Here is a 22502-nt window from a genome sequence, read left to right on the forward strand (position 1 = left end):
GGCCCTCCCCGCCGAAGGTCCCGCCGGGCGGGTGACCGTCGGCCCGGCCATGAGGGAGGGGGTGCCCATGGTGCTCGGCTCCGGCCTTCGTAAGGTTGAAAGCAGGACGTCCAGGACAGCCCTGCACCCCTCCCCCCGCCCCCGCGACCCTCGGCGAACGGACCCTGCCATGCTCGAAGCCACCGAACCCGCCTCGTGGCGCATCGAGCTTCCGCACACCACGGCCGCCGTGCCGATCGCCCGTGCCCTGGTCCGCGACGCGCTGACGGAGGTCGACGCGCCCGCCGACCGGGACACCGCCGAGCTGCTGACCGCCGAGCTCGTCGCCAACGCCGTGGAGCACACCGACGGCGAGGGCCCCATCGAGCTGGTCGTCGAGCTGCTGCCGGGCGGCTGTCAGGTCGAGGTGCACGACCGGCGCCCCGCGCGCCCGGGCGAGCTGACCTGTCCGGAGCCGGGCGAGGCGCCCGACCCCTGGCAGGAGCACGGCCGGGGCCTGTTCCTCATCCGCACGCTGAGCAGCGACTGCGGACACCGCCCCACCGCGGACGGCAAGGCGGTCTGGTTCACCCTTCCCGCGATGCCGTCGCAGCGACGGCCGGGACAGCCGCGACCGGGCCGGAGCCACCCGGGGCAGAGCCACCCAGGACCGCCTCGTCCGGTGAGCGGCCGACCGGAGCGCTGAGGGCGAGGACCGAGCACGGGCGGTGCGGGGCCGCTAGGCGGTGGGCTCCGGGGCCATGGTCGCCAGGAGGGCGCTAGGCGATGCGCTCCGGAGCCATGGTCGCGACGAGGGCGCTAGGCGATGGGCCCCGCGGCCATGGTCGCGACGAGGACCGCCTTGATGGTGTGCATGCGGTTCTCGGCCTCGTCGAAGACGACGGAGTACTCGGACTCGAAGACCTCGTCGGAGACCTCCAGCTCGGTCAGGCCGTGCCGGGCGTGGATGTCCCGGCCGACGGCCGTACCGAGGTCGTGGAAGGCCGGCAGACAGTGCAGGAACTTCACCCCCGGGTTGCCGGTGGCGCGCAGGACGTCCATGGTCACGGCGTACGGCGCGAGGTCGGCGATCCGCTCGTCCCAGACCTCCTTCGGCTCCCCCATGGAGACCCAGACATCCGTGGCGACGAAGTCCGCGCCCCGGACGCCCACTTCGACGTCCTCGGTGAGGGTGATCTTCGCGCCGCTCGTCTCCGCGAGCGCGCGCGCCGAGGCGACGATCGCCTCGGCCGGCCAGTAGGCCTTGGGCGCCACGATCCGGACGTCCATGCCGAGCAGGGCGCCGGTGACGAGGTAGGAGTTGCCCATGTTGAAGCGGGCGTCGCCGAGGTAGGCGAAGGCGAGTGCGTCGAGCGGCTTGTCCGTGTGCTCGGTCATGGTCAGGACGTCGGCGAGCATCTGGGTGGGGTGCCAGTCGTCCGTCAGACCGTTGAACACGGGGACGCCCGCGTGGGCGGCGAAGGCCTCCACCTTCGCCTGGCTGTCACCGCGGTACTCGATGGCGTCGAACATCCGGCCGAGCACCCGGGCGGTGTCCTTGACCGACTCCTTGTGGCCGATCTGCGAGCCGGACGGGTCCAGGTAGGTCGTGGACGCGCCCTGGTCGGCGGCGGCGACCTCGAACGCGCAGCGGGTCCTGGTCGAGGTCTTCTCGAAGATCAGCGCGATGTTCCTGCCCCGCAGCCGCTGGACCTCTCCACCCGCCTTCTTGGCCGCCTTCAGCTCCGCGGCCAGGCCGATCAGACCGCGGAACTCCTCGGCGGTGAAGTCCAGCTCCTTGAGGAAGTGGCGGCCGATGAGGTCGGTGGCCATGGGGTGCTCCTGGGTACGGTCGAGGACGGGACGGCGAACGAGCCGGCGACTGGAAGTCTATACGTATATCAGTATGGATATACAGTGAGGCCGCCCACTCCCGTCGTCCCGCCCGTTCCTCACACGGCGTCGCGCTCCACCGGGCAGCTCATGCAGCGTGGGCCGCCCCTCCCCCGCCCCAGCTCGCTGCCCGGGATCTCGATCACCTCGATGCCCTGCTTCCGCAGATGGGTGTTGGTCGTCGCGTTCCGCTCGTACGCCACCACGACGCCCGGTTCGACGGCGAGGACGTTGCAGCCGTCGTCCCACTGCTCGCGCTCCGCCGCGTGGACGTCCTGCGTGGCGGTGAGGACCCGGACGTCCTGGAGGCCGAGCACGGCGGCGATGGCGCTGTGCATGTGCTCGGGCGGGTGGTCGGTGACCCGCAGGGACTGGCCCTCGTCGCCCGGTTCGATCGTGTACGAGCGGAGCATGCCGAGCCCCGCGTACTGGGTGAAGGTGTCCTGGTCGACCATCGTCATCACGGTGTCGAGGTGCATGAACGCGCGCCGCTTCGGCATGTCGAGGGCGACGATCGTCCGCGCCGAGCCGGCCGCGAACATCCCGCGCGCCAGCATCTCCACCGCCTGCGGAGTGGTCCGCTCGCTCATGCCGATCAGGACGGCTCCGTTGCCGATGACGAGGACGTCGCCGCCCTCGATCGTGGACGGGTAGTCGGCCTGGCCGTCCGACCAGAGGTGGAAGTTCCCCGCCTCGGGGCCGGTGAAGAGGGGATGGTGCTTGTAGATCGCCTCGAAGTGGACCGTCTCGCGCTGGCGGGCCGGCCAGCGCATCGCGTTGATGGAGACGCCGTCGTAGATCCAGGCGGAGGTGTCGCGGGTGAAGATGTGGTTCGGCAGCGGCCTGAGGACGAAGTCGTCCAGGTCCATGACGTGGAACCGGACCGAGGTCGGCTCGCGGTGCGCGGCCAGGAACTCCCGTTTCGTCATCCCGCCGACCAGCGCCTCGGCGAGCTCGGCGGCGTCCAGGGAGTCGAAGGCCGCGCGGAGGTGGTCGGCGGCCAGCGGGCCGTACTCCTTCTCGTCGAAGACCCGGTCGAGGACGAGCTTGCGGGCGGCGGGCAGTTCGAGGGACTCGCGCAGGAGATCCCCGAAGAGATGGACCTCGACGCCCCGGTCGCGCAGGACGTCGGCGAAGCCGTCGTGCTCCTGCCGGGCGCGGCGCACCCAGAGCACGTCGTCGAAGAGGAGAGCGTCCTTGTTGGAGGGTGTCAGCCTCTTCAGCTCCAGATCGGGCCGGTGCAGGATGACGCGGCGGAGCCGCCCGGTCTCGGAATCGACATGGAATCCCATGCGCCCATCCTGACGGAGCCGGGCGGCTCGCGCGTGGTTCTCACGTCACGGAGTACGCGACGATGACGGCGAGGAGAGTGACCATCACGGCGAGGAGGGTCAGGGCGACCATCCGGCCGTCGCCGCCGGAGGGTTCGGACGGGGGCACGGCGGCCGGGGACACGGGAGCGGGGTTCGGGGGGCGGGTGGGGGCGTGGGGTGCTGGGTCGGCGGGTGTTTGGGGTGTGGGGGGCGCGTCGGGCGCGTTGTGCGTGTGGGGGGCGTCGTGCGCGTCGGGGGCCGGGCGGGCGTGCCTCGGGTCTGCCTGGCGGCCGGACGCCGGGGCCGTCGGTGCGGGCGGGGCCGTCGGCCGGGGCGGCGCAGCGGCCGTGGCGGCGTCATGGAGCAGGGCCTGCCAGACCTCCTCGGGCAGGCCCGGCCGCTCGCCCTCCACGATCTGACGGAACGCGGACCGCGCGGCCTGGACAGGGCTCGACCGGAGCCGGATCAGCAGCGCCACGAGCACGCCCGTCGCCGGCGCGTCGCCCTCGTCGAGAAGGGGACGTACGGCCCAGCGGTGCAGCGCGGCGGCGTTGGCCGCGCGCTCGGCGTCGGTCGGGTCGCCGGGAAGGGGAGAGCCCGGGGCCGTCACGAACAGCTCGTGCGCGATGACGAGATCCCTGAACTCGCGGCGCAGGGGGCGGGGCCAGGTCGGGACCCGGCGTGCGACCTCGTGCATGAGGAGCGTGGCGATCCGGTACGACTGGGGTCCGCGGAGCGCGGTGAGCAGCTCGCCGTCGCCACCGGCCCGGACACGTGCCTCCGCATCCGCCGCGCGGTCGGCGAGCGACCGTACGAGTCCGGTCTCGACGGGCTTCCCGCGCCGCCACGACCTGACGGTCCCCCACCAGGAGCGACGGGCCTCGGGCCCTTGCCAGGCGGGCGCGACGGCGTCGAGGCTCCCGGACGCGTGCCCTTCGCCCTCGGGGGCGGGGTCGCGGTGGAGGCTCGACGTGGCGCGGGTCTCGGGGCTCGGCTCCTCGTGGGACGTGACCGTGCTGTCGGCGTGATCGCGGTACAGACTCGGCGTCTCGCGGGCCTCGCGGGCCTCGTGGGGCATGCCGGGGCTGTCGGGGAAGTCGCGGGGGAGGCCGGGAGCCTCCCGGGACTCACGAGGTCCGTCGGGTCCGCGCTCCGGCGCTCCGCGCAGCAAAGAGCCCCCGCGCCCCGTATCCGGCGGTTCGGACGGCTCGCGCCCCTGAGCCGCATCCGACCGGTACAGGCCGGAAGCCCCGCGGCCCTCCCGGCCCGCACGCGGATCGCCCGGGTCCCGGAGGCCATCGCGGTCCTCAAGGCCCGCCCGCTGAACCCCCGAGCCCCCGGAGTCCAGAAGACCCTGGGTGTCCCTGAGACCGTCCCAGGGATCGCGCTGATCCCCACCCTCACCGAAGCCGCCCGGGGCCCCGGTACGGTCGCGGTCCTCCTGGTGCGTGCGCGGGCCCAGGGGTCGGTAGTCCCTGGGGTTCCGGGGATCGGGCCGGGCGCGGTCCCGGGGGTTCCGGGGGGCGACGCCCCTGCCCGGCTCCCGGGTCCCGGGGCCCTCCCCGCGCCCCCGCGGATCCGCGGGCTCCGGGCGGCCCGTCGGGGCGGCGTCGAGGCGGGACAGGGCGCGTTCGGCCTGCTCCAGGAGGGAGAGGTCGCCCGCGGCCTCGCGGAGGGCCGTCGCCACCGCTCCCTCGGGGCCGCCGCGCAGATGGTGCCGGACCAGCCGCGCCGCGAGCTCCTCCGCCCGGTCGCCGACCCGCTCCAGGGGGTCCACGCGGCGGCGTTCCGTGTTCCGGCTCGCCGCCCCCGCCCACCGGCCGACGAACACGAAGCGCAGCGACGTCAGTTCCGCCGTGTCGTGGCTCGCGAAGGTCCACCAGCGCGGGCGGCGCGGGGCGTCGGCGAACATCCCGTACAGCCCCCGCAGCACCGCGCAGGCGGTGTCGCCCCGCTCGTCCAGGAGCGTGAACCGGGCCTGCGGATGGCGCAGCAACTCGGCGACCGCTCCGGTGAGTTCCCGCTCGACGCCCGGAAGCGCCAGGTCGAGAGCCCGCTGCCCGGCCGAGGCCGAGGCCGCGAGGACGTCCCTCGGCACCACGGGCAGCGCTCCGCGCACCCGCGCCGACGGCAGCTCCGCCCCGTCCCAGTCCCACGCGTGCAGGCCCAGGCAGAACGCCGGGTCCAGCAGCTCCTGCGACCCGACGAGGGCATGGCAGATCACCGACTCGCGCCCGCCCTGGTCCCGCCACGGGGTGCGGCGGATCAGTACGACGCCCGCGCGCTGCTCCACCCGGAGCAGCGCGGGCCGCGTCTCCTCACCGTTCGCCCGCAGCAGCGTGCCGTAGATCTGGAAGAGCGCCTCCACCTCGTCGCGCGGCCCCGACCAGGCCACCGGGCCGAAGCCGGTGCTGCCGACGGCGTTCTCGCTGTCCCAGCGGAAGACGATCTGGTCCGCCTCGTACCTCGACCGCGCCATCAGACTCCTCCCTCGATCGGTTCCGCCTCGGGAAGCAGCCCGCACATGGCGAAGATGGACAGCAGCGGTGCGAGGACCCGTCGCGACCGGGCCCCGTGCGGGAAGCGGTCTCCCCTGGCCTGCCCGCCCGTCGCCGCCACGAAGTGCAACGTGCAGCGGGCGCAGTCGTCGAAGGGCTTGAGCCAGGCGCGGCTCGCGTGGTGGGTCAGGAAGGCGTAGGCGTCGCGGCTCTCGGCGCGCAGCGCCTCCCGGTCCAGCCGCGGGGGCAGCCCGCGGCCCAGCCAGCGGTCGACCGCCGGTTCGAAGCGGACCAGGTCGGACTTGTTGACGGCGATCACCGCCGGCGCACCGACAAGTCCGTTGCTCTGACGCTCGATCCGATTGAGGACCGTGGTGAAAGCCTCGTCCCCCAGGTCCCGGCGCGGCAGCCCGTCCTGTTCGCGGACCGGGTCGAGCGACGCCATCCGCAGCGCCCGCAGCGGGTCCAGGACGAAGACGAAGGCGTCGACACCGGTCAGGAAGCGGGTCACCTCCCCGTCCTGCGCCAGGTCCTCACCCGCCAGGTCGAAGAAGACGACGGGCCGGGGCGTCGCACCCCGGGCCGAGACCAGCAGACCGTCGGCGAACCGGGCGAAGGTCTGCTGGACGGTGCGGCCCAACTGCCGTCCCTGCTGCAGACTCTGGACGCGTTCACGCAGGTACGTGCGGTGGGCGTCCGGGTTGAGCGGCAGGCACTTCAGACCGTACGGCTCCAGGCCGCCGAGCTCGACCTCGCCGAGTATGGCCGCGAGCAGATGGGTCTTGCCGACTGACGAGCTGCCGACAAAGGCGATCGACAGCGGATCGCCGTTGGTGAGATAGGGGACGGGCAGTTCGTGGGCCTCCTCCCCCGGCCCCGCGTGCGGGCACAGGTGGTAGGCCTTGCGCAGGATCTCCCGTCTGATCGCCGGCCGGTGTTCGCCGGCGAGGTCGAGCGGGATGCGGTTGCCCTTGGCGTCGATGGTGACGAGCAGAGTCTCGTCGTACTCGACGGGGCGCAGGCAGTGCGGACACATCCGCGCGCGGGACGGCGGCGGTACGAGGACGGGGGCCGGCGCCGGTGCGGGGGGCGCCGGGGTCCGGTCGGGCGCGTCGCCGCCGAAGCCGGCGCGGAGCCGGGCGCGCAGGGAGGGCCTCGGGGGCACCAGGTCGTAGGGGTTGCGCGGACCGTCCTGTACGGGAACCCACGCCGCTCCCGGTGCCTGACCCGGGGCCGCCGCCGAGGCCTGGCGCTTGCGCGCGAGATGGGCGTCGAACTCGGCGCGGCCCCGGCTGAGCGGGTCGGCGGTGCCGACGGCCGTGGCGAGCGGGTCGGGGACGTGCAGGAGCCGCAGCAGCTCGGCGGGGGCCGGCCGGGCGGCCGCGTCCGCGGCGAAGAGACCGCTGTGTTCGAGCGCGGCGAGGCGGCGGTAGTCGCCGAGGTCCTCGGGCGGGCCCTCGCCCCGGTCGGAGTGGCCGGAGAGGAGGTAGTAGCCGATCCTGCCCACCGACCACAGATCGTCGCGGGGGTCGGCGGTCCCGCGCCCCGCGCGCTGCTCGGGCGAGGCCCACGGAGCGGCGCCGAAGGCCTCGCGGGTCTCCCCGACGCGCAGCGCGGCGTACGGCTCGCACAGCCGCACATGGGTGCCGTCCCAGCGCACGGTGTCGGGGGCGATCGTCCGGTGCACCAGCTCCAGGTCGCTCAGGAGGCGGACGGCGAGGGCGAGTTGGGCGATGACGCGCTGCTGTTCGTCGCCGCTGAGGCGGCCCGCGCACTCGGTGAGCGGGGCGCCGGCGGGCGTCCGGTAGAGCACGAAGGGCTCCGCGCACGTCAGGTCGAAGCCGATCACCCGGGTGAAGACCTCGCCGAACTTCTCGGAGCCGTAACGCCGTTCGAGCGCGACGGCGGTGGACACCTCCCGTTCGAGCATGTCGTACGCGTGCGGGTCCGCCTGCGCGGAGAGGGGCAGCCGGAACTGGAGGACCGGCCAGCCGGCGCTGAGGGTGACCTCGCGGGCGAGGACACCGGGGCGGCCGGGCGGCCTGCGGTCCTCGCCGTAGCGGACGGCGAAGCGGATCGACTCCTCCAGATGGGTGGAGAACTCCAATTCCTCGTAGGGGCCGGGTGGTTGGGCGGCTTCCGGCTCGGTCATGGCGCTCCCGCCTCCTCTGCCCTGACGATGCGCACCACGTCGGGGCGCAGCGGTACGAGCCGCAGCACGCCGGCGTGGCGTCCCGCGCCCGTCCACTCCACGTCCTCGGCCGTGCCCCGCCAGATGTCGTCGCCCGTGGCGCCGCGGCGCATCGTCTCGGGCACGAAGCGGACCTGGCGGACGGACGAGGGATCGTGGGAGAGCAGCCGCAGATGCTCGGGGCCGCACATCGGCACCGTGAGGTCGGGGTCGTCGTCGGCGATCAGCCGGGCGACGGCGTCCGGCGCGACGCCGGTGAGCCGGGCCGCGTCGGGACGGTCGCGCCGTTCGCCACCGCCGGGCGGCGGGGAGGCCGCGACGTCCCGCTCCAGGCGGACGCGGGTCTCGTCGAGCAGCTCCGTCAGCGGCTCGTCCAGCGGGAGCCGGCCGGCGTTCGCGGGATCGCGTTCGATCCCCGCCCAGCAGCCGTCGAGGATCCGGACGGTGCCCTCGACGAGGTCGGCGACGAGGGTGTCCACGAGGGCGGGCCCGCCGTCGCCGTGCCGGCGTTCCAGCCAGGCGGGCACGGAGTCCCCGCTCTTCCGGGGCGGGGGGACCGTGCCGAAGGAGGCGGGCCTCGGAGCCCGGGCCGCGGGATCGCCGGACCGGCCCGACGCGTCCCACGCGTCGGATACGCCGGACACACCTGGTACGTCGGATGCATCCGGTACGTCGGACCAGAGGTCGTCGCCCGCGCTGTCCTCCCAGTCCCCCCAGCTCCAGGACGCGTCCCCGCTGGAGGCGGCCTCCGAGCGCCCGGGGCCGGCCGCGCCGGACGCGCTGCCCGTCGGCGGGCCGGAGTCGTACGCGTACGGGCGGCCGGAGCCGTACCCGTACCCGTCCCCGTCGTCGACGCGTCCGTACGTGTACGCGTCGGCCGTCGCGGCCAGGCCGCGCAGCAGCCGGGCGACTGCCCCGGCGCCGTCGGAGCAGTGGTGGCGCACGTCGGCGAAGAGCCAGTCGTGCACGGCGGTCGTGATCACGAGGTGGTGGATCTCCTTCAGTACGGGCCCGGCGCGTTCGGGGTCCACCCGGGCCCACCAGTCGTCCACGGCCCGCGTCCAGTCCCGGAGGGCGAGCGCCGTGACGGCGGCCACGGCGACCGTCACGGCCACGGCGCCCGCCCAGAGCGGGAGGCCGAGCGCCTGGCCCACGGCCGCGCCGGCCGCGCCGCCGACGAGTCCGCCGAGGAGCCGGGGCGCCACCCCGGTGCTCGCGCCGCCGTCGAGCCGGCCGTCGGGTGAGCGGTTGGGCCTGCGCCGCAGCATGAGCCGGGCGAGGAGCGCGGCCAGCACCGCGACGGCGGGGCCGAGGGCCCAGCCGGCGACCGGCCAGAGCCCGGCGAGGAAGGCGAGGACGGCGGTCACCGCGGCGGCCGCGGCGCCCGAGCCGCCGGCCGCGAAGTACTGCTGGGCGGCCAGCCGGTTCACCTCGTCGTCGGAGCAGATCTCGTCGAGCCGGGCGAGCCTCGCGGCGCTGCCCGACGGAGCGGTACGCGCCGAGAGCGCGGCGAGCCGGGCGGCGACGGAGCGGAGCGGCAGCCCCCGGCCGATGAGCTCGTGGGTGTGGTCGCGCAGGGCCGGGACGATCCCCGCCCGCGAGATCTCCCGTGGCATCTCGGGCAGTTCGACGCCCCGGTCGCGCAGCTGTCCGCGGTGCTCGGCGGTGAGCCGGGTACCGCCCGCGGCGGTGAACGCGTCGGCGACGGCGGTTCGGAACCGTCGCAGGGAGTCGGCCAGCCGCTCGATGTCGCCCGGCAGGTCGGGCGCCCGGCCGGACGTGCTGAGCAGTCCGGCCGGGCCGCGCACCCACGCGTACCCCTCGGCGGCGTCCTCCAGCGCCTCCTCGCAGGTGAGCAGGAGGCCCCCGGCCCTGCCGTGGGCGGGGAGCCACTGGTGGTCGGCCAGGGACCGGGGGACGGACTCGTCGAGGAGCACGGCGAGTTCGGCGGGGACGGCCTCCGTGGCCGGCGCCTGGGCGGGGACGTCGGGACCGGCCAGGCCCTCCACCGCCTGCCGCCAGGAACGCGCGCGTGCCTCGTCGGTCAGGTCGTGCTCCAGAACGCGTGCGGAGGGGACGGCCACGCCGTGGACCACCTCCGCGAGCGCGCGGAGGACGGCCTTGAACACCTCGGGGCCGGACAGGACGTCGACGAGCGGGCGCAGCGCGGCGTCGTCCGGGTCGTCGAGCAGCCAGAGCACCCCGGCGTTGGGCGGGCGCAGGGTCAGGGAGCGGCGCAGGCTCCGCTGCCCCGGGGCGCCGACGGCCAGGCAGACGATCCGTGCCGGGCCGTGGGACGACAGGCGTTCGTGGAGGAGTTGGTGGGCGACGAGCCGGTCGGCGTCGTCGAGGACGACGAAGCGGCGGTCGCCCCTGGGCTGCGGGACGTCCAGCGCGGCACGCACCACGGCGTCGGGGTCGTGCAGCGGGGCCCTGAGGTCGAGGCACACGGCGTGGCCGGGTACCGGATGCTCCGGGGTCGCGCGGGGGCTCACTCCTCCTCACCGTCCAGGTCCCAGGGGTAACGGACGTCCTCGGGCGCGGGCTTGTACGCGGGGTCGGGCGCGGGTCGGTAGGACGGCTCGGGCTCCGGACGGCGCTGCGACGCGATCTCGGGCCGGTACTGCGGATCCGGCTCCGGGCGGTACGCCGGCTCCGGCTCGGGCCGGTACTGCGGTTCCGGTTCCTGCCGGTACCGCGGTTCGGACTCCGGCTCGTACGGCACCCGGCGTACCGGCTCCGCGGGCGGTACCGGGGTCTGCTCGTGCGCCTGTGCCTGGGCCTGGATCCAGCGGTCGAAGAGGGCCTGGAGGCTGGGCCGCACGGGGTGACCGGCCCCGGAGAAGCGCCGCTTCATGGCCGCGGGGAAGGTCACCGTCCAGAAGTGCCGCAGCGGCGCGAGCCACGCCGCGTCCCTCTCGTCGTACTCGGCGCTCAGCTGGTCGATCAGGGCCAGCTGACGCGGCACGACCTTCTCGATGAGGTGGACGAAGAGCGGCGACGGGTCGGCGGGGACGTGCGTGAGCCCCTTGGGCAGGGAGCGCATCAGCCGCTCGCAGAACACCTCCATGATCTCGCCCTCGTCGAGCAGCGCCGACTGCTCGTACCCGCGCAGCAGTCCGGCCCAGCTGGAGAGCGCTCCGTCGAAGCCCTCCAGGCGGAGCGACATGGACGCGGACTCGCCCTCCTGGAGCCGGATCCGGACGAGCTCCGGGGAGTCCGCGGGACCCTTGATCCGGATGTTCCCGTTCCACATCGCGTTGAGGATCCGGTGCAGGATCCGCTGCCGGTCCTCCTCCGTGGAGACCAGCCAGTCGTCCTGGTAACCCAGCCGCTGACGCCAGTGCAGGAAGTCGTCCTCGCCCGCCGAGTCCCGTGCCTCCGACCAGAGTTTGAGGACGCTGCGCACCTCGGAGATGTCCGTGAGGTTCATGCCGCTGCGGAAGAGGACGACGGTGATGGAGTCGGTGTCCACGGCCCGGTACTCCTGCGTCGCCCCGGCGGGAAGGTTCAGCTCCTCGGCGAGGTAGTCGGCTGCGCGGCTGTCGGACTCGCTCGCCGGGTGGACGATGAGGATCTTCAGGGGCCCGCCGCCGTCCGGACTGAAGCCCACCGGGAGCAGTCCGGCGATCCCCGCGCGGAACTGTTCGAGCCAGCGGACGTCGATCTTCGACTCGGCGGCCTCGTCCCCGGACGCGGCGCGCAGCAGCAGCTCCATGGAGGGCAGCAGCGGCCGGGTGTAGCGGTCCTCGTTGGCCTCGCCGAAGAGCCGCTTGACGCGCTGTTCGACGACCTGCTTGATCTCCTTGACGGCGGCGCCGGGCGAGCGGCGGACGGCGTCCAGGGCGGAGCGCCAGTCCTCGGGCCTGACGAGCCGGCCGAGGAGCGTGGCGGCGTCGACGTTCTCGGGCAGCCGCTCGCTCTGGGCGAGCCGGTCGAGGACGTCGTCGTAGAAGGCCCGCAGGCTGTTCTGCGGGGGCAGGAGGTAGGTGATGCCCGTGCGGTCGTCGCGGTAGAGCTCGCGCCTGCGGTCGGCGAAGAGACGGCCCTCGTCCTGCTCGTGGGCGCGCAGCGCGCCGGTCAGCTCACCGAGGTCGTGGGCGACCCGGTGCAGCGGATCCCGCCACTGCGTCTCGCCCTCCTGCCAGCCGCTGTGCCACAGCTTCCTGGCCCGCCACTGGTACCAGTCGTCCTGCTCGCCGAGCGCGTCCTCGACGTCGGGGTCGCTCCACCGGGCCGCCACGAGCCCGCCGGCGCCGCGCTTGATGTGCGGGATCGCCGGGGCGCTGTTCTGGACGTGCGCGGGCCGTTCGGGTTCGTCGCGCCGGTTGTCGAGCATGCCGGTGAACCCCTCGCGGGCGATCCGCTCGGGGTGGCCCGGCAGCCCGTTCAGGACGGCCTCCAGCTGGAAGGGGCCGATCCTGTCGAGCAGTTCGCGCACTCCGGTCCCCGGCTTGAACTCCTCCACGAGACGCGGGACTTCGCGCTCCAGGCTGTTCGAGAGCCGGTCCAGCGAGTCCTCCATGTCGCCGAGCCGGTCGAAGAGCGCCTTGGTGATCGCCCGGCCTCCCTTGGGGAGGTCCTCGGGCGCGGGTACGTCCGGGGCCTCCCGGGTCCACAGTCGTCCGACCCCGGACCGGTTGAAGAGCTCCCGTACGAGTTCGGGCGCCTCGGAGGCGGGTCGGCGGGCCCGCTCGGTCATGCCCCGGACGGCCTGGGCGAGCAGGCGCGCGGCGACGATCTCGGCGAGGTCGTCGACGGGCACGGTGAGCGACGCCGCGAGGCTGGTGGACATGCCGCGGTAGCCGATACCGGTACGGGCGGGGGTGGACCGTTCCACGCTCTTGTTGACGAAGCTGGCGGCGAAGGACTGGTAGTCGTCCTCGCCCCGGTTGGCCCCGCCGGTGTCCTCGCCGAGTTCGGTGCCGATGAGGGACATCACCATGGCGGTGATGGAACGACGCAGGTCCTCCGGGCGGATGACAGCGGGCTTGGAGAAGAGGAACGCCGTCTGGACGGTCGAGGCCCGCAGCTCGACGGCGCCCTCGCCGGGGTAGTGGACGCTGATCCGGCCCCGCCGCTCGACGTCGCCGAGCTCGTCGAGGGCGTCCGGCACGTTCTGGTCGTCGACCAGCCGCGAGAGGTCCACCAGGGAGCGGGCCGCGTTCAGTTCGGCCTCGCGGCCGCCGCCCGCCTCGGGCGGGAACGCCGAGGGCATGACGACCAGCGGGTAGATCTTCACGCCGCGCACCTTGGCGTTGCGGAACTCGTGCCCGATGAGGTGCAGGAAGTCGTAGAAGATTCCGGCTCCGGTGCCCCCCGCCACCGAGAAGGCGACGAAGACGTCACAGCCCCGGATCCGGCCGCCGCCGACCCGCTGGAGGTCGCCCGCCGCGGTGCCGATGGCGCTGATGGCCTCGCGCAGTTGACGCAGGACCGGTTCGAGGCCGTGGCGCATCGTCGCGAACAGCGCGGCGCGGCCCACGGTCGGCAGCTGGCCCGCGCCGTCGTGCAGCGGGGCGACCCGCGGCTGGCGCGCCTGGGGCGGCAGCCAGGAACGGGTCTCCTCGTGCAGGGCGATCCGCAGCATGCGCGTCACGTCGGGCGAGGAGTCGAACTCCGCGGGCAGCAGATCGCGGACCATCCTGGACGTACGGGCGAAGGCCTGGCCCTCGGCCCCCTTGGCGCGGAACTGCGGCTGCCGCAGCAGGTCGCCCTCGCTGAAGTCGGCGTAGACGAACTGGAGGCACTCGGGCAGCTGGAAGGGCAGCCGCTTGCCCCCGTCGACGAGGTCGGTGCCGTCCGGGCCGCACAGCTCTCTGCGCAGACTGCGTTCCAGTTCGCTGCCGATGCGCCCGCCGGTGCCGCCGAGGCCGACGAACAGCATGGGCTGGTAGATCTTCATGTCGTCTCCCTTTGAGACCCGTTGGTACGTGGGCCGATCAGAAGTTCGGGTCCCATTGGCTGCTGGGTGCGGGCTGCTCGGCGCGGCCCTCGTCGGATCCGGCGGTACGGCTCCGATCGCGGGACCGGTCCCGGTCGCGGTCGCCTCCGGCGGTACGGCCGGGGTCACGGCCGGTGTCACGGTCACGGGAGCCGGGGTCACGGTCACGGCCGGTGTCACGGTCACGGGAGCCGGTGTCACGGTCCCTGCCGCTCTCCCGGTTCCGGTCGCCGGGTGTGGCGGAGCGGCGGCCGAACCGGTCGCGCCATCCGCCGCCACCGCCCGTGCGGTTCGGGCCCGTGGGCCGGCCCGCGCCGTCGGGGCGCCCGGGACCGCCGCTGCGGCCCGTGCCGCCGGTACGGCCGCCCGTACCGCCGCCCGTACCGCCGCCTCGGCCCGCGCGGCCGCCGACGACGAGCTCGAAGCCGCCGAGACCGGCCGGAACACCCGGGCGTACGCCGGACTCCCGTCCCCCGTGCGGACGCAGGAGCAGCTCGCCGCCGCCCGTCCGGCGCAGGCGGTGGGCCGTGGACCCGCCGCGTGAGCGGCGCAGCGTCGGGGCGGCCCCGCGCGGCTCGTCGACCGCGAAGAGGTACTCGCCGCCGCGGCTCTGGCCCTTGCGGATGGTGAGCGAGCTGAGAACCGTCCCGTCGCGGAGGAGTTCGAGCCGGACGCCTGTCAGGTCCTTGCGACGGATCTGCGCCCGGGCCCATGCGGCGGTGACGGCGGCGGCGATCAGGAGGACCGCCGCCGCGGCGGCCACCGCCCACCACCAGCGGTCCCACCAGGTGGGCGGCGCCTCGACCCGTACGTCCAGGAAGGCGGTGTCGAGGGCGCGGTCGCCGTCCCCGGTATCGAGGAGGACGACCTGGCCGCCCAGTTCGCCCACGGGCGTGCCCCGGCCGACCGCGAGCGTGAAGTCGAAGCGGGTGCTCCGGCCGGGCTCCGCGGTGACCGTCGCCGGGGACAGTTCGAGGTCGGCGCCGGCCGCCTGGTCCGTCAGACCGAGGCGCAGGCTGTGCGGGACGCTGTCGTTGTTGGTGACGTCCAGGGTCCCCCGCACGGTGGCGCCGGGGTGCACCGTCACACGGTCGACGGTGATCCCGGCCGTGACGGCCGGGGTGCCCTGGGCCGTACGGGCGTGCAGCGGGCGGCGGTCGGAGGTGACCCCGGGCGCCGCCATGTCCGTGACGAGCTCCAGGTCGCCGGTGGCGGTGGCCGGGACGGTGATCCGGCCCGTGAACCGCACGTCGCCCGCCCGCTGGTCGGGGGCGCGCCCGTCGTCCGCGAGACGGACGGTGACCGGGGCGAAGCCGGCGCCGCTGAGCACGGCCGAGACCTTGACGCCCTCCAGCTGCTTGGGGTCGGTGATGACGACGCCGCGCCGGGTCTGCATCCGCACCGCGACGACGACCTCCTCGCCGGCGCGCGGCGAGGCGGGGTCGAGGATGACCTCGGAGCGCAGCCGGCCCTGCCAGATCGCGCGGACGGCGACCTCGCGGTCCCGGTGACCCTCCGGGGCCTCGATGTGGACGCGCCAGCGGCCGGGCATCGGGTTCTTGACGCGCAGCGCCTCGACCGGGCCGTCCTGTCCGCTGACCTCGAAGGTGGAGCCGTCGAACTCGCCCTGGGTGGGGACCTTGCGGCCGCTCGGGTCGTAGTAGGTCACCCGTACCTTGGGGTCGTGCTTGCCGACCGTGAGCGAGCCGTCGGTGGCGATCGGCGGGATGGTGACGGACAGGTCGGCCGGCGGCTTGCCGACCGTGCCGTGGGCGATGCGGGCACAGCGGGCCGCCGCGAACGTCTCCTGGAGCGCCTTGTCGATCCCGGCCGCGGTGTCGACCACCCGCATCCTCGGGACGGCGCCGGGCACGTCGGCGCAGCTGCCGCGGTAGCCGCCCTCGGCCATCGCGGTGAGCGCGTCCTCGTCGATCTCGCCGCCGAAGCCCAGGGGCCAGATCTGGACGGAGGCGGCCCGGGCGCGGGCGAGTTCCTCGGCGAGCCGCTTCTCGCCGTTGCTCTGCCGGCTCGCCTTGTCGGGGCCGTACTCGGGGCTGTCCCCGACATCGAGCCGGCCGTCGGTGAGCAGGAAGACGACCTTGGGCGTGGTCGGGCGGCCGTCCTCCGTGAGCCGGGAGACGGCCTGGCGGATCGCGGCGGGGAAGTCGGTGCCGGGGCCCATGCGCGCGGAGTCCCGGCGGGTCAGCTGCGGGACGCAGTCGCTGAGGCGCTGGCGGCCGGCCGCGTCGGCGACGGTCAGCGGGCACACCTCGCGCACCGGGGACTGGCCCGGTTTCTCGGAGCTGCCGAAGCCGATGACGGTGGCCCGGGAGCGCTCGGATATCTCACCCTGGCTGAGCAGGGCGGCCGCCTCGGTCTCCAGGGCCAGGTCCTTGTCGGCGAGGCTCTTGGACTGGTCGACGACGACGGCGAAGTCGATGGGGTCGGGGCCCTCGGCCGGGGCGGCCGCCGCCGAGGCGGTCCGCGGCGCCGCCGCGCCCGCCGTGCCGGGGCCGAGGGGGCCGGAGAGCGCGACCAGCGCTCCGGCGAGGAGCAGAACGCCCCCGGTGCTTCTCCACTGCATTGTCTCTCACCACAGTCCGCTGAAGAGGGCCGGCAGGGCGCCGAGCGCGAGAGCGCAGACGCCGAGACGCAGCCATCGGTATTTCGCGGCGAGCACGACACCGTGCACGCTCGCCTGTTCCAGGAGCCAGTCGGTGGCGTCCCCGCCGGACGCCGTGAGCCGGTCGCGCAGCGCGTCCGGGGTCGTCCCCGACGTCAGTTCGCGCAGCAGGGTCCGGTCGGCGCCGATACGGGTGCGCGGAAGGACCACGGAGACGAGCATCAGGACCCCGGCCGTCCACAGCGCCCCGGCCACGGCCGCCAGGACGAGGCCCGCGCCGGAGGACGGCAGCGGGCCGCGGTCCCGGGAGAAGACCACCGCCAGGAAGGCGAGGGCGCCGGAGAGCAGGATCGCCGCCTTGGTGTCGGCCCGGCCGATGTCCTCGCGGACGGTGGTCAGGAGCCGCTCTGCCATGAATCGGAGGTCGGCCGCGTCCGGGGCGGAGGCGGGCTCGGGGGTGGGGGTCGGGGCCGGGGCCGGGGTGGGTGCGGTCATTCGGTGTCCCAGTCGTCGAAGTCGGAGCTGGGGCGGGAGGAGGGGCCTCGGTCGCGGTCGTCACGGAACCGGTCGTCACGGAACCGGTCGTCGAACCGCCGGTCGTCGTAGTCCCGTTCCTCGAAGTCGGAGTAGCGGCGGCGGGCCCGGTCGTCGCGGTCGCGTTCCGAGGACGACTGGACGCGGGTCGGCTCGTAGACCGGCCGCTCCTCCTCGTGCTCCGCGTCCTCCCACGACGGTTCGCGTCCGGACTCCCGACCGCCGCCGTCCCGGGATTCCCGCGCATCGTCGCTCCGGGTGTCCCCGAATCCCCTGGGCTCGCCCGACCCCCTGGAATCCCTGGGCTCCCTGGAATCCCTGGTCTCCCTGGAACCGCTGGGCCCCCTCCGTGCCCGCGTGTCCTCGTCGCCGGAGTCCCGCCCTTCCCGCCCTTCCCGCCCGCCCCGGCCGTCCCGCGTGTCGTCGTGCCAGGGCGGCAGGACCGGTTCGGGGCGGGCGCCGCCCTCCAGGGCCGCCCTTCTGCGGCCGGGGCCGGGCGGGGTGAGGACGTGGCCCGCGACGCCCCCGAGGACGGTTCCGGTGCTCTCCCGCAGGAACTCCAGTACCTGGTACATCGGTTCGCCGATGTCGTGCCGTTCCAGGACACCCGTGTCGAGGAGGCGGTTGAAGACCGCGAGGAAGTCGGCCTGGCCCTCGCGCTTCTCCTGCTGGAGCTCGCGCCTGATGTCCCACTGCTTGTCGGGGTTCATCGCCATGTGGTGCGCGATCTGCGCCAGGTCCCCGCGCCGGAACAGCTCTTCGAGATCGCGGGCCCGCTCGGCGACGAGCCGCCGCTCGCCCAGCTCCTTGACCCGCCGCTGCTCGATCTCCCGCTCGTCGACCTGCATGGAGACGCTGACCAGGTCCCGCTTGCCGATCTCCTCCTTGATGGTGTCGTCCAGGTCGATGAAGACGAGCACCCGGGCGCGCAGTCCGAGGTCCTCTCCGAGGCTGAAGCGCCCGGAGCTGAGCTCGTCGCGTACGGCCTCGTCGGCGCGCTGGGCGTCGGTGAGCCGGAACCGGCGGGAGACCGCCCGCAGCCCGTCCAGGAGGTCGTCGCGCAGCAACTCGGCGACGTTCCACACCTGTTGGCTCACGACGAGATACGGATCGGCCACCTCCCACAGGACCCGGGCCGCCGCCTTGAAGAAGACGCCGTCGCCGGAGGCGGGCAGGGCGAGCTCGAACTCGGTGACATGACGGCCGGTCCGGACCTCGAAGACGGTGTACGGAGAGCCCAGCATGGGCTTGTTGGTGTCCTCGGTGCGGTCGGGCCACATGACCCGGTGGCCGCCGTTGCGGTAGAGCAGCACGGCCGCGACCGCGCCGCTGGTGCGCTTGTACGGGGGCGGGACCTCGCGGATCAGCGGACCCGCGCTCTTCTCCCGCCGCCCCTGCTCGCGCCCGTCCCGCCCGCCGCGCTGCCCCTGCCCGTGCTCCCGTCCGTCCCGCTGCCTCTGGCCGCCGAGGCCGCCGTTCTGGTTCTGGGGGTCGTTCATCGCTCCGCTCCTTCCGCCACCGCGTCCCACATCCGGCCCGCGGCGCGCCTGTCCATCGGCCTGTCCCGGTCGCCGACCAGTTCCTTGAGCAGTCCGCGCAGCCGGTCGCGGTCCCTGCGGCTCACCCCGAGCAGCGGCAGCAGCCGGCACACGTGGTCGAGCGCCTCCTCGTCCTTCGCGGCCCGGCGCAGCAGGCTGGCCAGGCCGTCGAGGGCCGCCTCGCCCGAGCGCGCGGTGCTGAGCGTGTGGCGCAGCAGGGCGGCGAGGTGCGGGGCGAGGCCGGGGCGGGTGGCGAGCAGGGCGACGAGCAGCGGCCGGGCGGCGTGCGGTTCCAGCTCGGGCACGTCCCGCAGCCCCCAGAGGTGGGTGGTGCGGAACGTCAGCGTGTTGAGCATGGAGACGAGGACCAGGTTGGCCAGCGTGAGCCGCCCGTCCTCGAGCCACTCGCCCATCCTTCGGGTGACCGTCTCGGGCTCCCCCGAGGCGAGCAGCCGGACGACGCTGAAGGAGGCCGTGCCGATGACGTCGACGTCGGTGGCCTCCCGGCCGCGTACCACGCGTGCGAGCGCGTCGAGCGAGTCCTTCACCGTCCCGGCCGCCAGCACGTAGCCGTGGGTGAGCAGGACGGTCTCGCGCAGTTCGTCGTCGTCCTCGCCCGCCCAGTCCTTCAGTACGGCGACGACGGCGGGCTGCACCCGCGGGTTGCGGGCGGCCTCGGCGAGCGCGGTGGCGGCGGCCATCCGCGGTACGGCGGTGTCCATCGACGCCATCGGGGCGATCAGCTCGCCGAACCCGTAGATCCAGTCCCAGGAACAGAGCACGCCGGCGGCGATGGAGGCCCGGACCCAGACCTCGGGGCGGGGGTCGTGGCAGAGCGTGCGGAGCCAGCGGGCGACCGGGCCGCGCACGTTGTGGTAACCGTGCCAGATCTCGCCGAGGACGGCCGTGGCCAGGGCGTCGCCCTGGAAGCGGATCGCCCGGACGGGGACCTTGGCGGGCCCGAGGTCGATCTCGCCGTCCTCCAGTACGGAGCGGGCGAGGACCGGGCGGCTTTCGGCGTGGGTGCCGAACAGCCTTCGTCCCGGCGGCTGTTCAGGGTCGAGGGTGGAGCTGAGCTCCCAGGTGAGGAGTTCGGCGGCCTCGGCGGCGATGCTGTAGGCCGATCCGTTGAAGACGGCGACGGCGATCCGGAACGCGGTGGCGTTGAGGGCGGGCAGCGCCTCGGGCAGGGTGCCGGGACGGTCGGCGCCGGCGAACCAGGAGCGTGCCTGGGCGCGGACGAACGCCGAGCAGTCCTCCAGGAGTTCCGCGTCGGTGAGTTCCTGCTTCTGCCGCCGGGCCAGGTGGTCGGCGAGCCGGGCGGCCTCGCGGGGGCGCAGCGCGTCGAGGCCGAGGGCCTTGGTGACGTCGGCGCGCCGGGCGAGCGCCCGCGCGTCGTCGAGGGCTCCTTCGGGCTCGCCCCGCAGCAGCGTCCGCAGATGCCGGTGGAGGACCTCGTCGGAGGGCGGCGGCGGGCAGTACATCCCGTACCGTCCGCGCAGCATCCGGTCGGCGAGGTCGCCGCTCTCGACGAGGACGACTCCGTACGCCTCCTTGCCGCGGAGCTGCTCGCTGAACCGGTCGAGGTGCAGTTCGGAGAGGCGTATGCGGGTGCGGCGGGTCCTGTCGCGGGGTTCGTCGCGGCCGCGGTGCGGCTCGTGCTCGGCCCGCCCGTCGTCGGAGGGCAGCTCCAGGAGGTGGCCGAATCCCGGCTCCAGCGCGTCGGTGTCGATCTCGTCGACGCGGTGGCGGGGGTCGAGGCGGTTGACCTTGTGGTCGGTGACCTCGGAGAGCAGGGCGAGGGCGGTGGCCTTGCGGCCGCTGCCGGGTTCGCCGCAGAGGACGAGGAGGCGGTTGCCGCGCAGGAGGTCCCTCATCCGGGCGTAGCCGGGCACTTCGCGGTACACGTCGTCGAGGTGCTGGAGGGTCTCCTGCGGTACGGCTCCCTGGACCAGTTCGGTCCGGGTGCCCGCCCAGAACTGGGTGATCCACTGGTTGCCCTCGTAGATCTGTCCGTCGCCGCCGATCTCGTAGGTGCGGCCGGCGGGCTGCTGGGCGAGGGTGCGCAGCGCGGCGCGGGCGGTGCCGGCTCCGCCGGTGCCGCCGTGGCCGTCGACGGGGCTGCGGCCCGCGCGGTCGAAGGGGTTGGCCTCGGGCGGCTGTTCGCCTGCCGTGTCGGTCCGGTCGGCGGGCCGGTCGGAACCGGGCCGGTCCGCGTCCGGCCTTCCCGTGTCCGGCCTGTCGCCGCCGGACGGTCCGTCTTCCCGCGGGCCGTCCTGCGCGGACGCGTCGTCGTCGCTCATGCGTCCTCCTCCTCCCGCCGGGAGCCGGAGCGGTCCTTCCGGATGCCGGTGAATCCGCCGTGGATCGTGTTGCCCTCGAACACGTTGAGGTCACGGCCGGCGTTGTAGCGCCGGGTCTCGATGGGCGGTGGGCCGTCCCCCCGCGACGGCCCACCGCCGGTCTGAGGTCCCCCCGCCTCCGGGTCCGGCAGCGGCGGCGCCGGCCGGCGGGGGATGTGGAACCAGGCGGTCTCGTCGGTCTCCTTGGAGCGCACCCGGGCCTGCCGGTAGTGCCCCGGCTCGACGTACCGTCCGCCCTCGACGACCACGTTGGCGTAGAGCCAGTCCGAGACGACCACGAGCAGGTCGGCCTCGGGCGCGTCGGTCATGATCTGCTTGGCCGTGGGGCTGTCGCAGAGCCGGCAGGCGAGGTCGACCGCCCGCCCGACCAGTCCGTGACCGTCCTCCAGGACCAGTCCGGCGTTGATGCCGACCCGCATCCGCAGCCGGTCGCGGCGCCCGGCGTTGTGCTCCCGCAGGCTCTCGTACAGGGTGTCGATCCACCGTCCGACGACGAACGTCGGCGGTACGTCCGGGCGCAGGGCCCCGAGGATGCCGTCGCCGCGGTCCTCCTGGTGGACGGTGCCCGGTTCGACGCCGATGGCGGCGTACGCCTCGCCGAACGCCCCGTACATGGCGGAGCGCATCTGCCGCTTCGCGTCCATGCCCAAGGTGCCGGATCCGACGGCGTCTCCGAAGACGACGAGCCGGTGGATCGCTCCGGCGCTCGCTCCCGCACTGCTCACTCGGACTCCCTGTGTGTGCCGTGGTGCCGTGGTGACGGGTCAAGCCTGGCCGCGTGCGGCGGCCGGCGATGTAGTCGTTTACACACCCGGAGGAGATTTCTCCGACGTCCTCGGGTGGGGCGCTCCGCCCTGGGCCAGCAGGAGCAGGACGGGCATGTCGATGACGACGACCCGGCGGTTCGCGGTACGGACGACGTCCTGTTCCCGCAGCAGCCGGAGCGCCTTGGCGACCGCCTCCCGGGTGGCTCCTATGGCCGCGGCCAGGTCGTGCTGCGGAAGCGGGAGTTCGAGTACGGTCCCGGCGCCGGCGCGTCGGCCCGCCCGTTCGGCCAGTTCGACCAGGCGGGCGGCGAGCCGCTGGAGCACCGTCTCGGAGGCGAGGGAGCGGCGCTCGACGTCGGAGCTGCGCAGGCGGGCCGAGAGCTGGCGCATGATCAGCGAGGTGGCGTGCGGGTGGGTGGCGAGGAAGTGGCGGAACCTGTCGCCGGAGACGGCGACGGCCTCGACGTGGCCCAGCGCCGTGACGGTGGCGCTGCGGGGGCGCATGTCCACGGCGGCGAGATCGCCGACGACCTCGCCGGCGCCGCGCAGGGCCAGGATGAGGCGGGTGCCGCGCTCGGTCTCCACCGAGACGACGGACCAGCCGGAGGTCAGCGCGAGGACGTAGGCGGAGGTGTCCCGCTCCCGGATCATCACCTCGCCGGGTTCGTAGCCGCGTGGCGTCCCCTCGGCGAGCAGCTCACGGCGGTCCCGCTCGGGCAGGGCGTGGAGGAACGAGCGGTCCTGGCCGAAAAGGCCCACTGTCCTCACCCCCCGCTCTTCACCGCGCGGCCGTGTCGGCCACGCGACGAACCGCGCACGCCTGCGCCCGTGTCCGTGTCTGGTCCCAACTCAAGTGGTG

The 22502-nt window shown here is 74.3% G+C and carries 13 protein-coding genes; 1 reads left to right on the forward strand and 12 read right to left on the reverse strand.

From position 1 onward, the window contains the following. Positions 1-169 precede the first annotated feature (169 nt). Positions 170-685, forward strand: a complete 516-nt coding sequence (locus M5362_RS04540; RefSeq protein WP_260225984.1) for an ATP-binding protein — start codon at positions 170-172, stop codon at positions 683-685. A gap of 113 nt (positions 686-798) precedes the next feature. Here M5362_RS04540 and argF read toward each other — a convergent pair whose 3' ends face one another. The 12 genes from argF to M5362_RS04600 form a co-directional block, all read right to left on the reverse strand. Beyond that, complete coding sequence (argF, locus tag M5362_RS04545; protein WP_260225985.1) at positions 799-1812, reverse strand: ornithine carbamoyltransferase; 1014 nt, start codon at positions 1810-1812, stop codon at positions 799-801. Between the two features lie 119 nt (positions 1813-1931). Beyond that, positions 1932-3164, reverse strand: coding sequence for an arginine deiminase (locus M5362_RS04550; protein ID WP_260225986.1), 1233 nt, complete (start codon positions 3162-3164; stop codon positions 1932-1934). A 40-nt stretch (positions 3165-3204) separates the two neighbouring features. Continuing rightward, complete coding sequence (locus M5362_RS04555; protein ID WP_260225987.1) at positions 3205-5664, reverse strand: hypothetical protein; 2460 nt, start codon at positions 5662-5664, stop codon at positions 3205-3207. Continuing rightward, entirely contained in the window at positions 5664-7835 is a 2172-nt protein-coding gene (locus M5362_RS04560; protein ID WP_260225988.1) for a hypothetical protein, read from the reverse strand. The genes M5362_RS04555 and M5362_RS04560 overlap by 1 nt, the downstream gene beginning before the upstream one ends. Next, positions 7832-10369: a hypothetical protein gene (locus tag M5362_RS04565; RefSeq protein ID WP_260225989.1), complete on the reverse strand. Its 2538-nt coding sequence runs from the start codon at positions 10367-10369 to the stop codon at positions 7832-7834. The genes M5362_RS04560 and M5362_RS04565 overlap by 4 nt, the downstream gene beginning before the upstream one ends. Beyond that, entirely contained in the window at positions 10366-13779 is a 3414-nt protein-coding gene (locus M5362_RS04570; protein ID WP_260225990.1) for a tubulin-like doman-containing protein, read from the reverse strand. The genes M5362_RS04565 and M5362_RS04570 overlap by 4 nt, the downstream gene beginning before the upstream one ends. Before the next feature lie 37 nt (positions 13780-13816). Then, complete coding sequence (locus M5362_RS04575; RefSeq protein ID WP_260225991.1) at positions 13817-16402, reverse strand: vWA domain-containing protein; 2586 nt, start codon at positions 16400-16402, stop codon at positions 13817-13819. A 6-nt stretch (positions 16403-16408) separates the two neighbouring features. After that, entirely contained in the window at positions 16409-16936 is a 528-nt protein-coding gene (locus M5362_RS04580) for a Pycsar system effector family protein (RefSeq protein WP_260225992.1), read from the reverse strand. Beyond that, positions 16933-18474, reverse strand: a complete 1542-nt coding sequence (locus tag M5362_RS04585; RefSeq protein WP_260225993.1) for a hypothetical protein — start codon at positions 18472-18474, stop codon at positions 16933-16935. The genes M5362_RS04580 and M5362_RS04585 overlap by 4 nt, the downstream gene beginning before the upstream one ends. After that, on the reverse strand, positions 18471-20816 hold the full coding sequence (locus tag M5362_RS04590; RefSeq protein ID WP_260225994.1) for a hypothetical protein: 2346 nt from the start codon (positions 20814-20816) through the stop codon (positions 18471-18473). Before M5362_RS04590 ends, M5362_RS04585 begins: the two co-directional genes overlap by 4 nt. Then, the gene (locus tag M5362_RS04595) at positions 20813-21601 is read right to left on the reverse strand and encodes a hypothetical protein (protein WP_260225995.1); all 789 of its coding nucleotides are present in this window, start codon (positions 21599-21601) and stop codon (positions 20813-20815) included. The genes M5362_RS04590 and M5362_RS04595 overlap by 4 nt, the downstream gene beginning before the upstream one ends. A 78-nt stretch (positions 21602-21679) precedes the next feature. Further along, positions 21680-22402, reverse strand: a complete 723-nt coding sequence (locus M5362_RS04600) for a Crp/Fnr family transcriptional regulator (RefSeq protein ID WP_260226170.1) — start codon at positions 22400-22402, stop codon at positions 21680-21682. Positions 22403-22502 lie beyond the last annotated feature (100 nt).

It is taken from the genome of Streptomyces sp. Je 1-79, assembly GCF_025195125.1.
Classification (GTDB): Bacteria; Actinomycetota; Actinomycetes; order Streptomycetales; family Streptomycetaceae; genus Streptomyces.

What these genes read in the sequence shown, in the direction of transcription:
- M5362_RS04540 (WP_260225984.1), top strand. Translation starts at nt 170, where the DNA reads ATGCTCGAAGCCACCGAACCCGCCTCGTGGCGCATCGAGCTTCCGCAC.
- argF (WP_260225985.1), bottom strand. Translation starts at nt 1,812, where the DNA reads ATGGCCACCGACCTCATCGGCCGCCACTTCCTCAAGGAGCTGGACTTC.
- M5362_RS04550 (WP_260225986.1), bottom strand. Translation starts at nt 3,164, where the DNA reads ATGGGATTCCATGTCGATTCCGAGACCGGGCGGCTCCGCCGCGTCATC.
- M5362_RS04555 (WP_260225987.1), bottom strand. Translation starts at nt 5,664, where the DNA reads ATGGCGCGGTCGAGGTACGAGGCGGACCAGATCGTCTTCCGCTGGGAC.
- M5362_RS04560 (WP_260225988.1), bottom strand. Translation starts at nt 7,835, where the DNA reads ATGACCGAGCCGGAAGCCGCCCAACCACCCGGCCCCTACGAGGAATTG.
- M5362_RS04570 (WP_260225990.1), bottom strand. Translation starts at nt 13,779, where the DNA reads ATGAAGATCTACCAGCCCATGCTGTTCGTCGGCCTCGGCGGCACCGGC.
- M5362_RS04575 (WP_260225991.1), bottom strand. Translation starts at nt 16,402, where the DNA reads ATGCAGTGGAGAAGCACCGGGGGCGTTCTGCTCCTCGCCGGAGCGCTG.
- M5362_RS04580 (WP_260225992.1), bottom strand. Translation starts at nt 16,936, where the DNA reads ATGACCGCACCCACCCCGGCCCCGGCCCCGACCCCCACCCCCGAGCCC.
- M5362_RS04585 (WP_260225993.1), bottom strand. Translation starts at nt 18,474, where the DNA reads ATGAACGACCCCCAGAACCAGAACGGCGGCCTCGGCGGCCAGAGGCAG.
- M5362_RS04590 (WP_260225994.1), bottom strand. Translation starts at nt 20,816, where the DNA reads ATGAGCGACGACGACGCGTCCGCGCAGGACGGCCCGCGGGAAGACGGA.